General features: G+C 55.8%; 14 protein-coding genes, 1 tRNA gene and 1 pseudogene. 3 read left to right on the plus strand and 13 right to left on the minus strand.

Annotated features, from left to right (window positions below; genetic code table 11):
• Window positions 1-28 precede the first annotated feature (28 nt).
• The 6 genes and pseudogenes from rbfA to scpB form a co-directional block, all read right to left on the minus strand.
• Window positions 29-439 (minus strand): 30S ribosome-binding factor RbfA, encoded by a 411-nt coding sequence (gene rbfA / locus EKL30_RS07820; RefSeq protein WP_126706668.1) that lies wholly within the window; start codon window positions 437-439, stop codon window positions 29-31.
• On the minus strand, window positions 439-3,495 hold the full coding sequence (infB, locus tag EKL30_RS07825) for a translation initiation factor IF-2 (protein WP_126706669.1): 3,057 nt from the start codon (window positions 3,493-3,495) through the stop codon (window positions 439-441). Before infB ends, rbfA begins: the two co-directional genes overlap by 1 nt.
• Window positions 3,496-3,562: 67 nt before the next feature.
• A complete protein-coding gene (nusA, locus tag EKL30_RS07830; RefSeq protein ID WP_126706670.1) occupies window positions 3,563-5,044 on the minus strand; it encodes a transcription termination factor NusA in 1,482 nt (493 codons plus the stop codon).
• Window positions 5,041-5,529 carry a ribosome maturation factor RimP gene (rimP, locus tag EKL30_RS07835; RefSeq protein ID WP_126706671.1) on the minus strand — a complete coding sequence of 163 codons (489 nt, stop codon included), beginning with the start codon at window positions 5,527-5,529 and terminating at the stop codon, window positions 5,041-5,043. Before rimP ends, nusA begins: the two co-directional genes overlap by 4 nt.
• Before the next feature lie 471 nt (window positions 5,530-6,000).
• A complete protein-coding gene (locus tag EKL30_RS07840; RefSeq protein ID WP_370246248.1) occupies window positions 6,001-7,674 on the minus strand; it encodes a pseudouridine synthase in 1,674 nt (557 codons plus the stop codon).
• Window positions 7,675-8,155: 481 nt separating this feature from the next.
• Window positions 8,156-8,701: pseudogene (scpB, locus tag EKL30_RS07845) on the minus strand (SMC-Scp complex subunit ScpB); the annotation flags it as partial.
• Window positions 8,702-8,768: 67 nt separating this feature from the next.
• Between scpB and EKL30_RS07850 the strand changes: the two are divergent.
• A tRNA-Met gene (locus EKL30_RS07850) sits at window positions 8,769-8,845 on the plus strand.
• A 695-nt stretch (window positions 8,846-9,540) separates the two neighbouring features.
• Here the strand turns inward: EKL30_RS07850 and EKL30_RS07855 are convergent.
• Window positions 9,541-10,590: a GTP-binding protein gene (locus EKL30_RS07855; protein ID WP_126706674.1), complete on the minus strand. Its 1,050-nt coding sequence runs from the start codon at window positions 10,588-10,590 to the stop codon at window positions 9,541-9,543.
• An 89-nt stretch (window positions 10,591-10,679) separates the two neighbouring features.
• On the opposite strand from EKL30_RS07855, the gene EKL30_RS07860 reads away from it, so the two are divergent.
• Window positions 10,680-11,816 (plus strand): GNAT family N-acetyltransferase, encoded by a 1,137-nt coding sequence (locus EKL30_RS07860; protein ID WP_370246249.1) that lies wholly within the window; start codon window positions 10,680-10,682, stop codon window positions 11,814-11,816.
• A gap of 44 nt (window positions 11,817-11,860) precedes the next feature.
• Here the strand turns inward: EKL30_RS07860 and phaR are convergent, their stop codons facing one another.
• From phaR to EKL30_RS07885, 5 genes are all read right to left on the minus strand, one after another.
• Complete coding sequence (phaR, locus tag EKL30_RS07865) at window positions 11,861-12,430, minus strand: polyhydroxyalkanoate synthesis repressor PhaR (protein WP_126706676.1); 570 nt, start codon at window positions 12,428-12,430, stop codon at window positions 11,861-11,863.
• A 183-nt stretch (window positions 12,431-12,613) separates the two neighbouring features.
• The gene (gene phbB / locus EKL30_RS07870) at window positions 12,614-13,351 is read right to left on the minus strand and encodes an acetoacetyl-CoA reductase (RefSeq protein WP_126706677.1); all 738 of its coding nucleotides are present in this window, start codon (window positions 13,349-13,351) and stop codon (window positions 12,614-12,616) included.
• 55 nt (window positions 13,352-13,406) lie between these two features.
• Window positions 13,407-15,041, minus strand: a complete 1,635-nt coding sequence (gene phaC / locus EKL30_RS07875; protein WP_126706678.1) for a class I poly(R)-hydroxyalkanoic acid synthase — start codon at window positions 15,039-15,041, stop codon at window positions 13,407-13,409.
• A gap of 106 nt (window positions 15,042-15,147) precedes the next feature.
• Window positions 15,148-15,936: a peptidoglycan editing factor PgeF gene (gene pgeF / locus EKL30_RS07880; protein ID WP_126706679.1), complete on the minus strand. Its 789-nt coding sequence runs from the start codon at window positions 15,934-15,936 to the stop codon at window positions 15,148-15,150.
• Window positions 15,924-16,886 carry an RluA family pseudouridine synthase gene (locus tag EKL30_RS07885; protein ID WP_126706680.1) on the minus strand — a complete coding sequence of 321 codons (963 nt, stop codon included), beginning with the start codon at window positions 16,884-16,886 and terminating at the stop codon, window positions 15,924-15,926. The genes pgeF and EKL30_RS07885 overlap by 13 nt, the downstream gene beginning before the upstream one ends.
• Before the next feature lie 50 nt (window positions 16,887-16,936).
• On the opposite strand from EKL30_RS07885, the gene EKL30_RS07890 reads away from it, so the two are divergent.
• Window positions 16,937-17,782, plus strand: a complete 846-nt coding sequence (locus EKL30_RS07890; RefSeq protein WP_126706681.1) for an outer membrane protein assembly factor BamD — start codon at window positions 16,937-16,939, stop codon at window positions 17,780-17,782.
• A gap of 63 nt (window positions 17,783-17,845) precedes the next feature.
• On the opposite strand, the gene EKL30_RS07895 is transcribed toward EKL30_RS07890, so the two are convergent.
• A complete protein-coding gene (locus EKL30_RS07895) occupies window positions 17,846-19,891 on the minus strand; it encodes an ATP-dependent DNA helicase (RefSeq protein ID WP_126706682.1) in 2,046 nt (681 codons plus the stop codon).
• Between the last annotated feature and the right edge of the window lie 7 nt (window positions 19,892-19,898).

Consider the following 19,898-nt stretch of genomic DNA (forward strand, 5'->3'; position numbering starts at 1 on the left):
ATATTTCCATGCAAAAACGACAGCCCCCTCAGGGCTGCTCGTCGGGGTCCTCGGGTTCCGAGGAATTGGCAGATTCGGTGCGTGGCCGGTTGGCCTCGTCGATAAGCAGAGATAGTTCAAGACCACGAGCAAGCTGGTCGTCGTGGACAAAATGTAAGGTGGGAACGGTGTGGATATGCAGTAACTTGAACAGCAGCGAATGCAGCCAGCCAGCCTTTTCGTTCAGGGCAGCGGTGGCCACATCGGCCTCGGCGCCCAGGACGCTGAACCAAACTTTTGCATGAGCGTAGTCAGCTGAAAGATCGACACCGGTGAGCGTAATCAGACCCACGCGCGACACTTCGAATTCGCGCTGAATCAGGCCGGCCAGATCCTGCTGGATCTGGTCCGCCAACCGGGTATTGCGACCCGGGTTAGGTTTAGACTTATGACGACTCATTATAGGGTCCGGGCCACTTCTTTGATTTCGAAGATTTCAAGTTGGTCGCCGACTTCGATATCGTTATTGCCCTTCAGGGTAATACCGCAATCGAAGCCTGACTTGACTTCCTTGACATCGTCTTTGAAGCGACGCAATGATTCGAGCCAGCCAGTCCAGTGAACCACGTGGTTGCGCAGCAAGCGAACCTGGGAGTCGCGACGAACAATGCCATCGGTGACCATACAGCCGGCAATATTGCCAATACGCGAAATACTGTAGACCTCGCGGATTTCGACCATACCAATGACTTCTTCGCGTTTCTCGGGAGTCAACATGCCCGACATGGCGTTACGTACGTCGTCGATCGCATCATAAATGATGTTGTAGTAACGCAAGTCGATGCCGTTGTGCTCAGCAAGCTTTTTGGCGCTGGCCTCGGCCCGCACGTTGAAGCCGATGACCACTGCCCGCGATGCGATCGCCAAGTTGACGTCGCTTTCGGAAATACCGCCGACCGCCGCATGCACGACCTGGACACGGACTTCGTCTGTAGAAAGCTTGGTAAGGGACGAGACCAGCGCTTCTTGCGATCCCTGTACATCAGTCTTGACGATAAGGGCCAGCGTTTGCGTGCCTTCGCCAATATTGTCAAACATTGATTCGAGCTTGGATGCCTGTTGGCGAGCAAGCTTGACGTCGCGGAACTTACCTTGCCGGAATAGCGCGATTTCGCGCGCCTTGCGCTCGTCGCCCATTGCAATGACCTCGTCACCCGCAGCAGGCACTTCTGTCAGACCCTGGACTTCTACGGGAACCGACGGACCGGCACTGGTAACTGGCTTGCCGTTCTCGTTCAGCATGGCGCGTACGCGGCCAAAGCTTGCGCCAGCCAGCACCGCGTCGCCCCGATTCAGGGTACCGCTTAATACCAAAATGGTTGCAACCGGACCGCGGCCCTTGTCGAGGCGCGCTTCAATAACGATACCCTTGGCTGGCGCGTCGACTGGCGCCTTGAGCTCAAGGATTTCCGCTTGCAGCAATACGTTTTCCAATAATTCGTCGATGCCCTGGCCGGTCTTGGCCGAAACACCGATAAAGGGAACGTCGCCACCATATTCTTCAGGCACAACCTGTTCGGCCACGAGTTCTTGCTTGACGCGTTCCGGATTGCCGTCAGGCTTATCGATTTTGGTGATCGCCACGACCAATGGAACACCAGCCGCTCGGGCATGGTGGATTGCTTCCTTCGTTTGTGGCATAACGCCATCGTCGGCCGCAACGACAAGGATTACGATATCGGTAGCCTTGGCGCCACGAGCACGCATGGCCGTAAAGGCCTCGTGTCCCGGAGTATCAAGGAAGGTGACCATACCGCGATCGGTCTTGACGTTGTAGGCACCGATATGTTGCGTAATGCCGCCGGCCTCGCCCGTTGCCACCTTGGCGCGGCGAATATGATCGAGCAGCGAGGTCTTGCCATGATCGACGTGCCCCATGACGGTAACCACCGGAGCGCGCGGCACGGCGTCGCCTTCAGCCACTTCACTGATTTCCAGGAAGGCTTCAGGATCGTCGAGCTTGGCAGCGATCGCAACGTGACCGAGTTCCTCGACCACAATCATTGCCGTTTCCTGATCCAGCACCTGGTTGATGGTGACCATCTGGCCAAGCTTCATCAGATGCTTGATGACCTCGGCGGCCTTCACAGACATCTTATGTGCGAGGTCTGCGACCGAGATGGTTTCAGGCACGTGCACTTCACGAGCGATGAATTCAATGGCTTGAGGCTCTTTCCGTTCTGGCTGAGCGTTGCGGTTACGGCCACCACGGGCGTTCCCGCCCTTGCCGGCCTTCCCGCCCGCACGCCAACCATCGCGGCTTGGGCTTGCTGGTGGTGCATCGACTTTGGCGGCAGGCTTCTTGCGGCCGCTATCGTCGGTCCACGACGTGGAAACTTCAGTAGCCTTGACGACTTTCTTGACTTCGCCTGGTACCGGCTTGCCGTCTTTCTTGGCGCCTTTGGCACCCGCTGGTTTGTGCAAAGTACCGGAAATAGTGCCGGCTTCGGGCTCGGGCGCCTTCAATACCTTGCGTGGACGACTAAGCATCTCGCGCAGGGCGGCGGCTTCGGCCTCGGAGGCACGGCGAGCTCGTTCACGATCTTCGTCAACGACGGGCGCGGGTGGCGGAACACGCTTGAACGCGGTCTTGCCGGGACGTGCCGCGACAGGAGCACCGGTTTTAACGGCGGCCTTGTCGGCGGCAGCTGGAACAGGCTGCTCAGCGGCTTTCGATTCGCTCGACTTTTCGGCCTTGGCGTCAACCATTGGCGCCTTGGCAGATGCGTCGGCGTCGGCCGTCGCTTGCTCGGGTTGCGTTTCTTCAGGCGTTGCGGACCTTTCCTGCGCTGCGGGAGCCTTATCTGCTAACGCTTCCGCAACAGGCGGCTTGCTCGCGGATGGCTCGGCGATTGCAGGCTCGGATTGAACGGCGTCGGCCGTGACCGGCTCTGCTACAGGCGCTGTCTCTTTAGCCACAGTCTCGGACTCTACAGGAGCAGGCTCGGCCGCGGCAACTTCCGCTGGCGCCGTTTCGGGCGTTATCGAAGCTTCCTGCACGTCGGCCCGCGGGCTATCTATAACGGCGGCATCATCGGCTGGCGTTGCAGCAGGCGTCTCGACAGTTGCCGGGGCGGCCAGAGAGATATCGGCGTCAGTTACGGACTCGATAGGCAGTTCGACGTCTTCGGCCTTGATGCCTTCGACGGCGGCTTCGGATGGATCGCGTTTGACGAATACACGTTTCTTGCGCACCTCGACCTGAATGGTGCGCGAACGACCGGACCCGTCAGCCTGGCGGATTTCGGAGGTTTGACGGCGAGTCAGCGTAATCTTCTTACCCTCGGATCCACCATGGGCGCGGCGCAACGACTCGAGAAGTTTCGCCTTATCCGCGTCGGTGACGGCATCGTCAACCGACTTGAGTTCAACACCTGCCGAACGCAACTGATCCAGCAGTATGTTAGCAGGCATTTTCAGTTCAACAGCGAACTGGGCGACGGTGTTACTCAGCATTCGACTCTCTCTTGCTTTACTACAACTATTTTTCAATAAATACACCCTGACTCATTCAGCCTGGGTATCAGGCTTCGTCGTCAAACCAGTGAGCCCGAGCGCGCATAATCATCTGACTAGCTTCTTCGTCGGTCATACCGGTAATATCGGACAGCTCATCGGTGGACAATTCAGCCAGATCGTCGAGGGTGAGAACCTCTTTTTCGGCCAGCTTGGCAACCAGTTCGGGGGTAATCCCTTGTACTTCCAACAGATTTTGCGCCGTTTGTACACGTTCTTCCTGGGCAATCGCCTCAGTCAGTAGCGCATTACGGGCACGGGTACGAAGTTCGTTAATCGTATCTTCGTCAAATGCTTCGATTTCGAGCAATTCCTGCAAAGGTACGTAGGCGATCTCTTCAAGACCGGTAAAGCCCTCGTCGATCAGGATGTCGGCAACTTCTTCGTCGACATCCAGGCGGCGGGTAAATGTTTCGCGCAGGCCGCTACGTTCTTCTTCCTGGCGGTTCTGGTTTTCTTCCGGCGTCATGATGTTGATCTGCCAGCCAGTGAGCTCGGATGCCAGACGAACGTTCTGGCCGCGTGCTCCGATCGCCTTCGGAAGATTCTCGGCATCGACGACGACGTCCATCGCGTGTTTATCTTCGTCAACGACGATCGATTCGACATGCGCAGGCGCCAGCGCACCAATAACAAATTCGGCAGGATCTTCGGCCCACAACACAATATCAACCTGCTCGCCGCCCAGTTCGTTGCGCACTGCTGTGACACGCGAACCGCGCATGCCCACGCATGTACCAATGGGATCGATACGCTTGTCGTAAGCGACAACTGCAATTTTAGCGCGTACGCCGGCATCGCGGGCGGCCGCCTTGATTTCCAGAAGACCCTGTTCGATTTCAGGAACTTCGTTCTCAAACAGTTGACGGATAAATTCCGCTGCCGTTCGTGACAGAATAACTTGTTGGCCACGGGCGGTATGGTCTACCTTAAGTACCCAGGCACGGATCCGATCGCCAACCCGGATATTTTCTTTCGGAATCATCTCGACGCGCGGCAAGCGGGCTTCTATCTTGCCCGTTTCGATGATGGCGTCGCCCTTGTCCATGCGCTTGACGGTGCCTGAGACGATGTTCTCACCGCGCTCGAGGAAATCGTTCAGAACCTGTTCGCGCTCGGCATCCCGGATTTTTTGCAAGATAGCCTGCTTGGCAGCCTGAGCACCAATGCGGCCGAATTCGATCGGTTCGAGGGCATCTTCAATATAGTCGCCAACGTCGATTCCCGGAACGATCTCCTGGGCTTCGGAATAAAGCTCTTGCTGATCCGGCTCTTGAAGGCCGGCGTCGTCGGGCACAACAAGCCAGCGGCGAAAGCCTTCGTGTTCGCCCGTTGCACGGTCGATAGACACACGGATGTCCGCGTCTTCCTTGAAGCGCTTTTTCATGGCGGACGCCAGAGCGTTCTCGAGCGCTTCAAAAACCACTTCACGCGCTACATTTTTTTCACGCGCTAAGGCGTCGACCAATAAAAGAATTTCGCGACTCATCGCTTTTTACCCTTGAAATCAATAATGGGATCCAGCTTGGCTCGGTCAACGTCGTCGAAAGTGAAGCTTAGAACTTGAGCCTCACCGGACTTGGTCTCGAGTTCGAGACCGAACACAGGAGCAGCAGACGCGTCGATAACGGTATCTTCAGGTACGCGCAGTACACCTGCGAAGACCTTGCGGTTGTCAATCGGGGTGCGCAATTTGATTTCGACCCGCTCATTGGCAAACCGAACAAAGTCAGCAACCCGTTTTAACGGACGATCAATGCCAGGCGAGCCAACTTCAAGACGCGCGTAGTCGATGTTTTCCACTTCAAACACACGCGACAACTGCTTTGAAACCTGCTCGCAGTCTTCGATTCGCACACCTTCAGGGCGATCGATAGTAACGCGCAAAAGCCCCAGAGGGGCGCGTTCCACATCGACAAGCTCGATATCCATACCGGCCAGAGCCTCTTGTGATAAAGCGAATATATCTGCCATAAAATCCAAAAAAAATGGGCTGTCTGCACAAGCCCACTGTTACCACGCCCCAAGCCGGCCCCGTGATCTGTAAAGCCCCAATGCCAGCGGCAGAAAAAGCGGCTTAAAAATTAATTTCAAAGCGCTGCTACAACCGCATTTTAGATCGCATTTGGCTCATACAAGACCGAAACTACCCATGAACGCATTTGAAAATGTGCCGCCACAATGCCGATGTTGGCAGCGACCGGTAACACTGAAGGCCGCGCGAAACATTCACTTGCCACGGGCGCTGCTGTAACACGAGCCGCCCGCCGGACAAAAACAATGTAGCTGTAAAGCCCTATATTCTAACAGAAAATAAGAATTTTTCCTGCTATCACTAGAACTTACACTGAAAAAGCAACACTTTCGCCCGCACTCTCCCGCGCATCAAGGGAATACGGGCCCTGCAGGCCAAAGGCCGTGGATAAATAAGGCAGGCCGATGATACTAACGGCCCCGCCCGCCCACTTTGCCCAAGTGTGACTCATGCGCGGAAGCACCGCGCGGTTGCCAATCATCACCCCGCGATGTCGCCGCTGGGCGTGCACGTCCGCCGGACGGCTTGCCTGCACCACGGGACCCTTTTTCCGCCGGCGCCGATTTGGGCTTGTTGGCATCGCCGCGAGCAGGACGAGGACCTGCCGCAGAGCCCGCTCGTGCTCCGGGCCCACGCCGGCGGGTATCCGCGGCGCCAGCCGGACTCTCGGCTCGCGGTGCACGGCCCGGGCCGGCCGGCTTTTTGCCCCTGCCGCCACTTTTGGCACGACCGCCACCGGCACTGGGGTGTCCGTTGGCTAAGCCACCACTGAATGAAAGGCCCGTTCCGTAAGGGTCGGAAGGATACGCTTGATTGGTAGAGGCCCGCTGCGGGCGGCCGCCGGAAAGCTTTCCGCCTCTGCCCACTTTCGCACCATTCATGCCATTGCGCTCCATCGTGCCATACCCAGGAGGCAAAGCGCTGTCGTGCGATACAGGCTGCCGTTCGCCACGTCCTCCAGCGCCGGGCCGGCTCTCGGAGTCGTCGTCACGCAGCAAGCCCAATTGCAACATCAAAGCGGTAACAATAGAAGCGTCGAGCTCTTCCCAGCGACCCCGACGTAAATTGCGCGGCAGAACGACTTCGCCGAAACGCGTGCGGATGAGCCGGCTGACTGTCACACCTGCGGCCTCGAACATTCGGCGCACTTCGCGATTGCGTCCCTCTTTCAAGGTAACCCGATACCAGCGATTGCTACCTTCGCCGCCAAGGTATTCGAGCATACCGAATTGGGCAATGCCGTCTTCGAGCTGAATACCCTTCAAAAGGCTGGCCTGCTGCTCTTCACCAAGCTCACCCAGGACCCTGACGGCGTATTCACGCTCTGCGCCATAGCGCGGATGTGTCAAACGATTGGCCAGGTCGCCAGAAGTGGTCAGAATCAGCAACCCTTCGGTATTGAGATCGAGCCGGCCCACCGACAACCACTTTCCCACTTTCATTTTCGGCAGACGAGCGAAAACGGTCGCCCGGCCTTCCGGATCGTCGTGGCTGACAATTTCGCCAGCCGGCTTGTGATACAGGATGACCCGGGGCGGTTTCAAGGCGTTGGGCCTTGTAACCGGCCGACCATTGACGCGCACCTGATCATTTGCTGCGACCCGCTGCCCTATATGGGCCGGTTCTCCATTGACCGACACACGGCCGGCAATTATCAGCTCTTCCATCTCGCGACGCGACCCTACACCCGCATCAGCAAGCACTTTGTGCAGCTTGGGCATCAATGCATCGCTGCTTAGGTATTTGCCCAAACGCTGATTGATTTTTGCTGCGTTATCCAGGTAGGACAAGGCCTGATCGGCTTCCTTTTCGCTTTCTGCGTTACTACCGTGGCGAGCGCCTCGCGTTGGCGGGTTGCCAGCGGGAGGCTTAGATTTCGAAACCGGAACCTCGGTGCCGATTTCTACTGCCGCAGCCAGAACGGCGGCAGAAGGCTTGGTACGACGTGGCGCCCGGGCTGCGGGTGCCGCAGTCGACGCTTCCGGGGCAACCGTTTTGCTGCGGCGCGGAGCACGCTTGGCCGCAGGTGCAGGAGGGTCAGCAGCCACCGCAGGCTCAGCAGCGGAAACGACCTCGGCAGCCATCGCCTTGCTGCGTCGCGGAGCGCGCGCTGCGGGAGCGTCAGCCGTTTCCGCGTCAACCGTTTTGCTGCGGCGTGGCGCCCTGGGTGGCTTGACCGCCACTGGCGCAACATTGGCTTCCGTTGCTGCCGCTACCGGGACCGGCTCAGCCGTTGCGCCAGTTTCGGTGGTATCGACTTGCGCGTCGCCCCGCCGGCGGCGAAAAGGTGTTCGTAATTTGCGTCCACGACCGCGCGGCGCCGCCAACTTCTCGTCTGAGCCTGCGCCGTCCGGCGTCGCACTGGCTGCACTATCTACAGACGATCCATTTTCATTGGTATCAGTCATTTTGTTTTAGGTACTCCATATGTATTTGTTCGTCTGACGATATTTCATCGCCGCCAGTGTTGTTAATTTCTTCAGTAATCGGTTGATCTATATTTGCGAGCTGTGATTCGGCGACCATAAGCGTCTGGCCGTCGCTCCGGCCTTCGGGCACGACCTCGAGCTCGAGCCCCGCCAGCGCCACAACGGCTTCCTGCGATTCCAGCTCGGGAAGCTCGTCAAGGGCACGCAAGCCCAAATCATCAAGAAACTGGCGCGTCGTTCCCAGCAAAGCGGGACGCCCGGGCGCGTCTCTGTGACCCAGCACTTCGATCCAGCCGCGGTCCTCAAGCGTGCGCACGATCTGGGACGAAACTGAGACACCGCGAATATCTTCAATATCGCCGCGGGTGACCGGCTGGCGCCAGGCAATGATCGCCAGCGTTTCTAGAACCGCACGAGAATATTTAGGTGGTTTTTCCGGGTCGAGGCGAGCAAGAAAACGCTGCATTTCAGGTCGGCTCTGGAAGCGCCAGCCACTGGCCAAATTGACCAGCTCCAGGCCTTTTTCATTCCAGTCGAGCTGCAATATTGCCAGATAACGACGCAAATCGTCGTTGGAAAAATCTTCCGTGGCAAACAGTTTACGCAATTCCGCGACAGACATGGGCTGCTCGGCACATAAAAGTGCAGTTTCCAATACGCGGATGATGTCAGTCTCAGTCATCAATTAAGGGGCTTTTGCCTATTCGTTTGCATTAAATCAGGGTATGGGTTAATATTCTATTTCCAGACGCGGGGTGGAGCAGTCTGGCAGCTCGTCGGGCTCATAACCCGAAGGTCACAGGTTCAAATCCTGTCCCCGCAACCAGATTCTGAAATGGCCGATTGCTAACAAGCAATTGGCCATTTTTTGTTGGATGCGACCATATCGCAGTACGAAGTACAGCAACAATATGCGCGACATGCGTTTCACGGCTTGCATAGCAGATGGCCGCAGCGGCGCCAGTACGAAAACGTAGCGTTCCGACTACGGCGGCCGACACGACAGTCAGCGTGAAAACTGCGAAAGTCATAAAAATAGCAACAAACACCGCTATGCCCCGGCCGGCTATGGGCGCGGGAGCGCAACTCGGTTTTACAACAGAGTCTGATTGACAACGGTAATGCGGAATAGTAGCCATCGTTCCTATTTCATAACGTAGCGATTGCGCCCCGCCCGCCCCCGTTCTGCGAACGTGGCACGGATTTCCCCAAGGGACTACAACAGGCTACTGTGAAATATTGTGGTTCAAGCACCTGCTATGCATTAGGGGTAAGTTCGCCGACACTTGGGCGACTACCTGACGTGCATACAGGTGCCTGCTAAAAATTATTCAAGTTATATTGCGGTGGCCGGAGAATAGATCATCACGGACCGTGGCCCAGCAGGTGCTTGTCGGACTGCGTCTTGTCTAGTTAAAAACCTTTGCAGACAGCAGACAGCGATGTTTATGAGCAGCGCAGCCAACCTGGTGTGGCAGTAACGCACTCATTACACCACCGCAGACGAGCCAATGCAATACTTCACTGGATAAAGTTGCGGCCAGACGACAGTGCTTCCCGCGCGCCCGGTAACAGCTGTTCGACCCTTTGCAGGACCGTATCCCTTTCCATGCCGCGAAAAATTAGCACCAGCACCGAGTCTTTGTCGGGAAAACCGCAGTCAAGAGCTTCCAGAGGATAAATCTGCCGGTGCACAGCGTGTATTGCTGTTGCCGTTTTTTCGCCCTCGAACCACAAGATGCCCTTGACGCGCAATAGATCCAGCTGGGGCTCCTCCAGGAGAGTACCGGGCGCACTAGTGAACACAGAACGCCCCAGGGGCAACGACCACGCCAAAGTAAGGACCGCGACATTGCCGTGCAAAGGCGGCGAAAGACGTTTAGCCGTCTGGCCCCATAAGCCAGCCTGGGGAACCGTCCTGTTTATATTTGAGCGCACAGAGCCAAGCCGCAACAAATCATCGAGACCAGGTGTGTTTTGCGCCGCATACTGGATAGCTTCTGCATTCAGTGCAAGCAACGTTTGCTTAAGCTCTAGGACTCTGTCGGCTGAAGCCAGGTCGGTTTTACTTACCACCAGCACATCGGCAAGCACCGCCTGCTGAATGGCCACCGGATACCTTTGCAGCTCCTCGGTGCCGTGCACCGCGTCGATCACTGAAATACATCCGTCGTAGACATAGCGATCGCTTAAGAAACGTTCGTACTTCAAGGTGAAAATAATAGGGGCTGGATCGGCGATACCGGTGGTCTCTATCATTACCCGAGAAAAGCGGGGTATCTTTCGATGCAAAGCTTCCATGAACAGCGTTCGCAATGTGTCGACCAGTTGCCCACGGACTGTGCAGCAAATGCAGCCAGTATCCAGCAATACGACGCTCTCACTGATATGCCTGACCAGAGCATGGTTCAGACTGATTGCGCCCAGCTCATTGACAATAAATAGGATACCGGCAGCGGCTTCGCCATCCGTTGGACTTCGCCGAGATGCTTCCAACAAACGGTTGAGCAACGTCGTTTTTCCGCTGCCCAAAAAGCCGGAAATCACAGTGACGGGTATTCTATTGGCCATCTGGCTGCGTACGCCCTACTACAATAAGGCAATTGGGTCCCGGCACGCTGCTGGAGTCCACCCCCGGATGTTTCATTTTCAATAAAGCCATAGCCTTGTCATTAACGTTTAAGCTTGTGCGGCACCTGGAAGATATTAACGCCGAACAATGGAACGAACTAGCCGGCGATCATCCCCTGGTCCGCCATGAATTCCTGCTGGCACTGGATCAGTGCGGCTGCGCCGTAGCTCAAACCGGATGGGCGCCGCATTATCTGGCGCTATATCGCCATAACGCCTTACAAGGCGCCATGCCCTTATATCTGAAGTCTCATTCGCGCGGCGAGTACGTATTCGATTACTCCTGGGCCCAGGCTTTCGAGCGTCATGGTCTAGCGTATTACCCTAAGCTTCTTTCCGCGGTTCCCTTCACACCGGTTCCGGGGCCGCGCCTGCTGGCCGCCACACATGAAGATCGCGTGCTTCTGGCGCGAAAAGCGATAGAAATCACCCAAGAAAACGGCGTCTCATCGTTGCATATTTTATTTCCATCCGAGGCCGACCAAAAGGCGTTAAAGGAAGCCGGCTTCCTGTTCCGGGAAAATGTCCAGTTTCACTGGTTCAATCAGAATTACGAAAATGTCGATCATTTCCTTGCCAGCCTGAGCCAGCAGAAAAGGAAGAAAATCAAACAGGATCGCAAAAAGTCAACGCAGGCTGACATCAGCTTTCGATGGCTTGAGGGCCAGGAAATAGACGACGATACCCTGCAGTTTTTTTACCGGTGCTATCACCAAACGTATATCGAACACGGAAACGCGCCATATCTTAGCCTTGAGTTTTTTATCCAGCTACGAAGAACCATGTGTGAAAACATGGTCGTAGTCTTGGCTGAACAACATGGCACTCCCATTGCTTCTGCACTGAACATACGCAGCAAAAACACGCTATATGGCAGGTATTGGGGGAGCATCCAATACGTGCCAGGGCTCCATTTCGAGACCTGCTATATGCAGGCCATTGAATTTTGTATTGCGAATAACGTGCAAACCTTCGAGGGCGGCGCACAAGGTGAGCATAAACTTTCGCGCGGCATGCTACCCGTGCAGACGTGTTCAGCGCATTGGATCCGTGACGAACGCTATGCCCAAGCAATTACCGAGTTCCTGGCCCATGAAACCCCTGCTGTGGCCGCTTATATCAATGAGCTGCACGAGCATAGTCCGTATAAAAAATCCCAAACCTGATCCATCGGGCGATGAAGGCGGCCTGAGCGGCCGTCGACTGCGCGTTATTTTTCTTTGTCGTCGTCCGGCGGAGGCGGAGGGACAAATGGAAATACGGTGAATATATTGCGCGTCCGATCCTGCATCTGATCTTGCATTTGCACGAAAAGATTCTTACTTTGATCTATGTAGTTGCTCATCATGTTTTGCAGAACGGGAGTCTGTACATTCATGAACTGCGCCCAGGCTTCGGGCCCGAACTGATTCCCGTATACGCCCTTGGACTGTTCAGCCATGCGGTCTTGAATGTCCATGAAGGCCTGTATGTTTTTCTCGAGAAACGACCCCATGACCCCTTGCATGGCATTACCGTAGAAACGGATGATTTGCGACAAGGCCACAGGGGAAAACATGGGGACGCCGCCGCTTTCTTCCTCGAGGATAATTTGCAACAGGATGGCGCGCGTGAGGTCCTGATTCGACTTGGCGTCGATGACCTGAAACGGTTCGTTATCAAGCACCAGCTGTTTGACATCGGAAAGCGTTATGTAGGTGCTGGTTTTCGTGTCGTACAACCGCCTATTCGGATATTTTTTTATCAGCCGCGCCGAAGGAGTAGTTTGAGATTGCGTCATAACAGTAGCCAAATACGTGATAAAGCAGGAAGATGGTAGCGGCCAGAGAGCACCCAAACCAGTCTGTCGAAACAAGCCGTACGTGTAACAAGATTCACCAAGTAAACCAGAAAAAAGAAAAACATAACAGTGCTTGCCGGACCAGCCGACAAACACTGTTTTTTTTCGATTGTGGCGCTAGCCTCAACCCATATGCAAACCACCGTTCAGGGAGAAATCTGCGCCCGTGGCGAAACCAGAGTCGTCAGACGCTAGCCATGCCACCATCGAACCAATTTCCTCTGGCTTTCCCAAACGCTTTACGGGAATCGTCGCTACGATCTTTTCAAGCACGTCGGGGCGTATCGCGCGGACCATGTCGGTACCGATGTAACCGGGGGAAATCGTATTGACCGTTACACCCTTGTTAGCGACCTCCTGGGCCAGTGCCATGGTAAAGCCGTGAATGCCCGCCTTCGCCGTTGAGTAGTTTGTTTGCCCGAACTGCCCTTTCTGGCCATTTACGGAACTGATATTAATGATACGGCCCCATTGCTGATCAACCATACCTTCTATGACTTGTTTTGTCACATTGAAAAGGCTGTTCAAATTGGTGTCGATGACAGCACGCCAATCTTCCTGGCTCATTTTTCGAAAAAGACCATCGCGAGTGATGCCGGCATTGTTCACCAGGACAGCGATAGGCCCAACTTCATCGCGGACCTTCTGAAAAGCGTCCACCGTTGAGTCCCAGTCAGATACATTGCCGACCGAAACGTGAAATTTATATCCGAGTGCGGATTGCTCATCGATCCATTGATTGAAATTACGGCTAGGCCCACAACCCGCAACCACCGTAAACCCCTCTTTAGCCAAACGCTGGCATATTGAAGTACCTATGCCCCCCATTCCCCCTGTTACGTAAGCGACTTTGCCACTCATTTTTTAGCTCCTGGTTAGATTTATATACTGCGCTTTTCTACTTACCGGTATTCGCTTATACAGTTCTTACCTTCACGTAGTCTCCGGGTGCCGGCTGCAAAACAGCGTAATCGTCATTTCCCAGTTTACGGCGAGCGGCAACCATATTGCCCGAATGCGAAGCCAACCACGCAGACCAGTCGGGCCACCAGCTTCCAGGGTGCTCGGCAGCCGCATCGAGCCAGTCTTGGGGATCGGCTGGAGTAGCACTATGCGAGTCATTGGCGTCGTGTACCCAGTAGCTGCGCCTCTTTTTGGCGGGATGGTTGATTACCCCCGCAATATGTCCGGAAGCGCCTAACAAAAAGCGAATCGGCCCCCGCAAAAGTTTGGTGGAAGCATAGGCGGCTTGCCAAGGCACGATGTGGTCTTCACGGGAACCGAAAATGTACGTGGGCATGGCTAGGGTGCCGAGGTCCAAGGGGTAACCGTCGACCGTTATTCGCCCGGGAACTTTCAGATTGTTTTCGAGATAGGTATTTCGAAAATACCAGGTAAAGAATGGCCCCGGCAGATTGGTGCCATCTGCATTCCAGAACAACAAATCAAACGCCGGCGGCGCCTCGCCCTTGAGGTAATTATTGACGACATAGTTCCATACGAGCTCGTTAGGGCGCAAGAAAGAGAAGGTTGTACCCAACTCGCGAGCTGCCATCAGCCCCCCCTTGCCCAGTTGTCGGTCGCGCACCTGCGCATGAAGTTCGTCAACGAAAACTTCAAGCACTCCCGTATCTTCGAAGTCGAGTAAGGTGGTGAGCAGCGTAAGTGCTGACACCGGCTCTTTGCCTTGCGCGCGAGCCAGCGCCAGAGCCGAAGCGAGCAAGGTGCCACCTACGCAAAAACCCAGCGCATTGATTTGGTCTTGGCCGGAGATATCCGCCGCGACGTCAATGGCTTGCAATACCCCATGTTGCAGGTAATCGCCCCAAGTGGCAGTATCGATGGGGTCGGCATCCGAAGCTTGGGGGTTACGCCAGGAAATCAGAAAAACGGTGAAGCCTTGCTCTATTGCGTGGCGTACAAAGGAATTTTCGGGCTGGAGGTCGAGGATGTAATATTTGTTGATGCAAGGAGGAACGATGAGCAGCGGCTTCCGGTGGACGTTGTCGGTAAGGGGTGTGTACTGGATCAATTGCATGATCGGGTTCTGGAACACCACGGCGCCTTCCGTGTTGGCTACGTTTTTCCCAATTTCGAAGTGGCTTTCGTCGGTTTGCGAGACTCGCCCTTTCCGGAAATCAACCAGCAGATTCTGCAGCCCAAGACGCAGGGACTCGCCATTGCTTTCAAGCAGCGTGCGCTGGACGTCGGGGTTGGTGGCCAGGAAATTAGACGGCGACACAGCTTCGAGCCACTGCATCGCGGTGAAACGAAGCCGTTGACGGACTGGCTCGGAGGCTTGCGCCGCGTCGATCATTTGATTAATGACCTTGCCGGACAACAGATAAGCGTGGGCTGCCAGCAAGCAGCCGGTGTTAGATTCCCATGCTTTTCCACTAAAGCGACGGTCGGCCGGTTTCTCGAGTGTGCCGAGTTGAGCGCCGCTGGCAATCCGCAGCCATTCTTGCGAGAACTCTGCCTGGATCCGGGCGAGTTTGTCTGGTGCTAACGTTACTGGAGCGGGTAGCTGGGCTGGGTACGAAGCACTCATGTTTTCCACACCTACATAGATGATAAAGCCTTGAGCAATGGTGGATCCCATTTAAAAAGCTGTCAATCAGGGTAATTCGCTACGCTGTTTGCCCGCTTCCAGGACCCTATGAAATACCGTTTAGCCAAGCAAGCGTCACCATGCGCCCGGTTTGCGGTTCCCGTCGGTATGAGTAGAACGTTTCGGGCTCGGAAAAGGTGCAGTAACCGCTTAATTCAATATTTCTGACGCCAGCCTTATGCAGGCGGAAACGAGCCAGGCCGGGTAGATCGGCCATCCACTTGCTGCCCGCAACCTTCTCGACAAAAAAAACGGAGGCCAGCGGGTCTTCGTCGACGAATGCAGCGAACACATCTGAACCTACTTCAAAATGGCGCTGGCTGATCCCCGGCCCTATCCATGCGCGCCACGATACGCCGACACCGGCCCGCGTCCGTAAGGCATCCAGAGTTCGCTCTAGTACTCCAGCAGCGAGGCCGCGCCACCCGGCATGAACCAGGCCCAACCCAAGGCCGTCAGCAGAGGCCAGTACGATCGGCAAGCAATCGGCAGTCATGATTGCCAGCACTTTGTTCGCTTGCGTCGTGATCGCGGCATCGGCCCGGGGCGCGATCGAATGGTGGGTAAGAAAAAATTCAGGCCCTTGGTCGGCGTCGAAGACCTCTGCACCATGAACCTGTTCCAGCCATAAAGGCTCGCCGGGCAAATGGTTCTGTAGAAGGCGGCGATTTTCAAGGACGTGATCGGGCTCATCGCCCGTGTGAAGTCCGAGGTTGAGGGTCGACCATGGTCCTTGGCTGATACCGCCTCTACGGGTAGTGCAAAAATAATTGACGCCATGCCAAGGCAGGCCTGAAACGCGCGGCAAGTTCGCCAACTCGCCTAGCTTTCCCATAAAACCTTTTCCAGTACCCGTTGGAAATCGTCAGGCAACGGCGCTTCGAAATGCACTCGTTCGCCCGTGGAAAAATCGTCGAAGCTCAGCGCCCGCGCATGGAGCATTTGACGTGCGGCTGCGCCGGCAAGCTTGCCGCCATATAAGACATCGCCAACCAGCGGGTGCCGTAGACTCATCATGTGAACGCGAATCTGGTGAGTTCGACCCGTTTCTAGCGTACAGAGGACTTCGGTAACTGAAAGGTCGTCGTCGAGCTGGCCCGCACGGACTGGGGCGTAATGCGTCAGTGCGGCCTTAGGCGCAATAGGATTCTCAACAGCCATCCGTACTGGCACGCGGGGGTCGCGCCCAATTTCCGCCTTGACCGTGCCCGCACGAGTCAGACGGCCGTGTACAAGGGCCGAATATTCGCGCTTCACGGTTCGTGCCTGCAACTGACGTATCAGATGAGTCTGGGCCTTCTCGTGACGAGCCACGACAAGCAAGCCTGAAGTATCCTTGTCCAAGCGGTGAACAATCCCTGCTCGAGCCACTTGATGAAGCTCCGGAAAGCGATAAAGCAAGCCATTCAGTAGCGTACCCTGCCAGTTCCCTGCTCCGGGATGCGTCACGAGACCAGCCGGCTTATTGACGACAATCCAGTCAGGACTTTCCGCAATCACGGTGAAGTCTATGGGTTCTGCCGTAAAGGCGAGCGATTCCGGAGGCAATTGCTCAAAGACGGTAAGCTTGTCGCCGGCGTTGACCATTTGCTTGATGCGGGCAGGCTGGCCATTGACGAGAACATTTCCCCCTTCGATCCAGCCCTGCAACCTGCTGCGTGAGTGTTCCGGAATAAGTCTGGCCAACACCTTGTCAAGTCGCTCGGAGAGCGCCTTGAATGGCAGTTGAAATTCCAGCGGTTCGATGGGCGTTAAACTTTCTTTGGCGATATCTGTGTCAGGCATGGCGACAAATCATATAATCAGCCTGCAATGCTAACACCAAGGATGCTTTTGTGACTCGTCTTGACCTCAATCTATTTCGATTTTCCAGCGTGAAGCGGTTAAGTCACGCCGTTCTCGCCCTCGTCGCTGTCGCGCTGATAGCCGGCTGCGGCACAATGAAGGGTGAACAGGACCCAACCGCTGGCTGGACCGCTGAGCGGCTTTATCAGGATGCACGCTCCGAAATTAGCGCCGGCAACTGGAAAGATGCCCGCACCCGCCTTGAAGCGGTTGAAGCCCGCTACCCCTTTGGGGGCTATGCCCAGCAGTCGCTGATCGATCAGGCCTATATCAACTGGAAAGATGAAGAACCGGAACAGGCCCTGGCAGCTATCGACCGATTCCAGCAGCAGTATCCCAATCATCCCGGAACCGATTACATGCTGTACTTGAAGGGCTTGATTACTTTCACGCCGCCCAGTGCAGCCTTTACGAAGTTTACGCGACAGGATCCCAGCGAACGCGACCCCAAGGGCCTGCGCGAATCGTACGAATCGTTCAACGAGCTGATCAAACGCTATCCCGACAGCCGTTACACCGCTGATGCCAAGAAACGCGTCACCTGGCTGGTCGACACGATCTCCCGCAACGAAGTACACGTGGCCGAATACTATTTCACGCGTGGCGCCTATGTTGCAGCGGTCAATCGCGCCCAAACGGTTATTACCGATTTCCAGGGAGTACCGGTAGCCGAGCGGGCGCTGTATATCGTTTACTTATCGTACGACAAGCTAGGCATGACAGAGCTTCGAGATGATACCAAGCGCGTACTGGATACGAATTTTCCCAATACCAAGTATTACGAAGAGGGGCTCGCCGAGAAGGTTAATCCTTGGAATCCGATCAACTGGTTCTAATAAGCCATTGCCCGAATCTGGCGTAGGCGCTGCTCCACAGATCGGTCGGGGCAACAGGCCTCGTCACCCATCTGAAGCATCGGTATTACACAGGTCCTGCGGGACCTGTTTTCTTTTAATGAACGCCAATATCTGCTCGGGCTCCCGGGTGCGGGCGAAAGGTGGCAAGCCACGCCATAACAGCTTGCCATAGGGTTTCTCGACAATACGCATGTCGGCCACCATCAGCACCCCCCAGTCACGTTCGGAACGGATCAGACGTCCCGCACCTTGCTTCAGTGCGATTGCGGCCTCGGGGACCTGGTATTCCATGAAGGGATTACCCCCTTGGTTACGGCAAAGGTTCAAGCGCGCCTCGAGGACCGGATCGTCGGGCGGTGCAAAAGGAAGTTTGTCGATAGCAACCAGAGTCAATGCATCGCCCGGGACATCGATACCCTCCCAGAAGCTGGCGCTGCCGACCAGCACGGCGTTCTTCGAAGCACGAAAGCGCTCCAGCAACGCGCCGCGCGAACTTTCGCCTTGCCGCAACAGTACGCGATCAATGTCCTCGTCTTCAAAGTGTTCCTGCAACAGTTCAGCGATGCGGTCGACTGCTCGTAAGGTTGTGCACAGAACCAGCACTCCTCCGGAGGACACCCTGATCAAGGGCAGGAGGGTTCCAACAAACTTCTCGTTGAAGTTCCGCTCGCTTGGTAAGGGCATATTCTTGGGTACGTATAACACCCCCTGCCCGGCGTAATCGAAAGGCGAACTCCAGGTTTCAGTCCTAGCGTCCCATAGGCCGAGCTGGCGCAAGAAATGTCCAAAATCGCCATGGACTGACAAAGTGGCCGAGGTAAGCACCCAGGCCTGATCCTTGCCCCGGTATCGGGAAAATATCTGAGCCACCGACAACGGAGCACTGTGCAGGCGCATATGGTGCAGGCTGTGTTCGACCCACCGAACGGCGGCACTCGCATCGTTGTCGGCCGATGGCGCATTTTCCTTTGTCGGCTTCAGGGCATTGTTGCCTTGCCTGTCGGGCTGACTCCATTGGTACAGTTTGGCCCGGATATCCAGGCACGTTTTCGACACAGCCGCCAGGTCGGGGTGTTTTTCGCTGACAATGCCCAATAATGCAGAACTGGTGTCAAGCACGTCCAGCAAAGCCGACAGTGCCGCATCGAACTCCGCGGCGTTCGGTATAGCCTGAAAGGTCGCCTTGCGCCCCGGCAATTTATCGATAGGTGCCGCGGTCAGGCGCAGTTCGCGCGCTGCGTGTTCGATTTTTTTACCGACCTCGCTCCAGTTGGTCGATTCGCGGGCATACGCTAGCCCCGCGGCTTCTGCAGTGCGGGCAAGGTCGAGCAACTGGTGCGAAGACACGCTGGACCCAAGAAACCGGGTCGCAATGTCGGGGAGCTGATGAGCCTCGTCGAAAACGACCAATTCGACGGTCGGTAAAAGATCGGTAATACCCTCTTCGCGCAGGGCCAGATCGGCCATGAACAAGGCATGGTTCACGACAACCAGATCCGCCTCCTGGGCCTGGCGTCGTGCCTTCAGTACAAAACAGTCACGCACATGAGGACATTCCTGACCCAGGCAATTTTCCCGGGTCGAAGTGACCCGGTTCCAGATATCGGCATCTTCGGGAACCTGCGCAAGATCGCTTTTGTCACCGGTTTTGGATTGCTGTGCAAAAATCTGAATATGCCTCAACTGACTGATTTCGGCGCGCGACTTCAAAGCCCGGTCATCTCCCGACAGGCGCTCAAGGTGATAAGGACATACGTAATTGCCCCTTCCTTTCAGCAGGGCGACGCTGATGGGTAGCGCCAAGGCTTTGCGCAAGCGAGGAAGATCGCGCCGAAAGAGCTGGTCCTGTAGAGTCCGCGTTCCGGTAGATACCAATACTTTGCTGCCACTCAAAAATGCTGGCACCAGATAGGCCCATGTTTTGCCCGTGCCGGTACCCGCCTCGGCAATCAAAGTTGAATGGTCGCGCAGAGTTTCTTCGATGGCCTGCGCCAGTTCGAGTTGAGCCTGGCGTGGGCGATAGTCGGGCATGGCCTTCGCAATGGGACCATCGGCGGCAAAGATATCGGAAAGTTCTTGCAAAAGCATTGGACGA

The organism is Candidimonas sp. SYP-B2681 (assembly GCF_003971065.1).
Taxonomy (GTDB): Bacteria; Pseudomonadota; Gammaproteobacteria; order Burkholderiales; family Burkholderiaceae_B; genus Pollutimonas.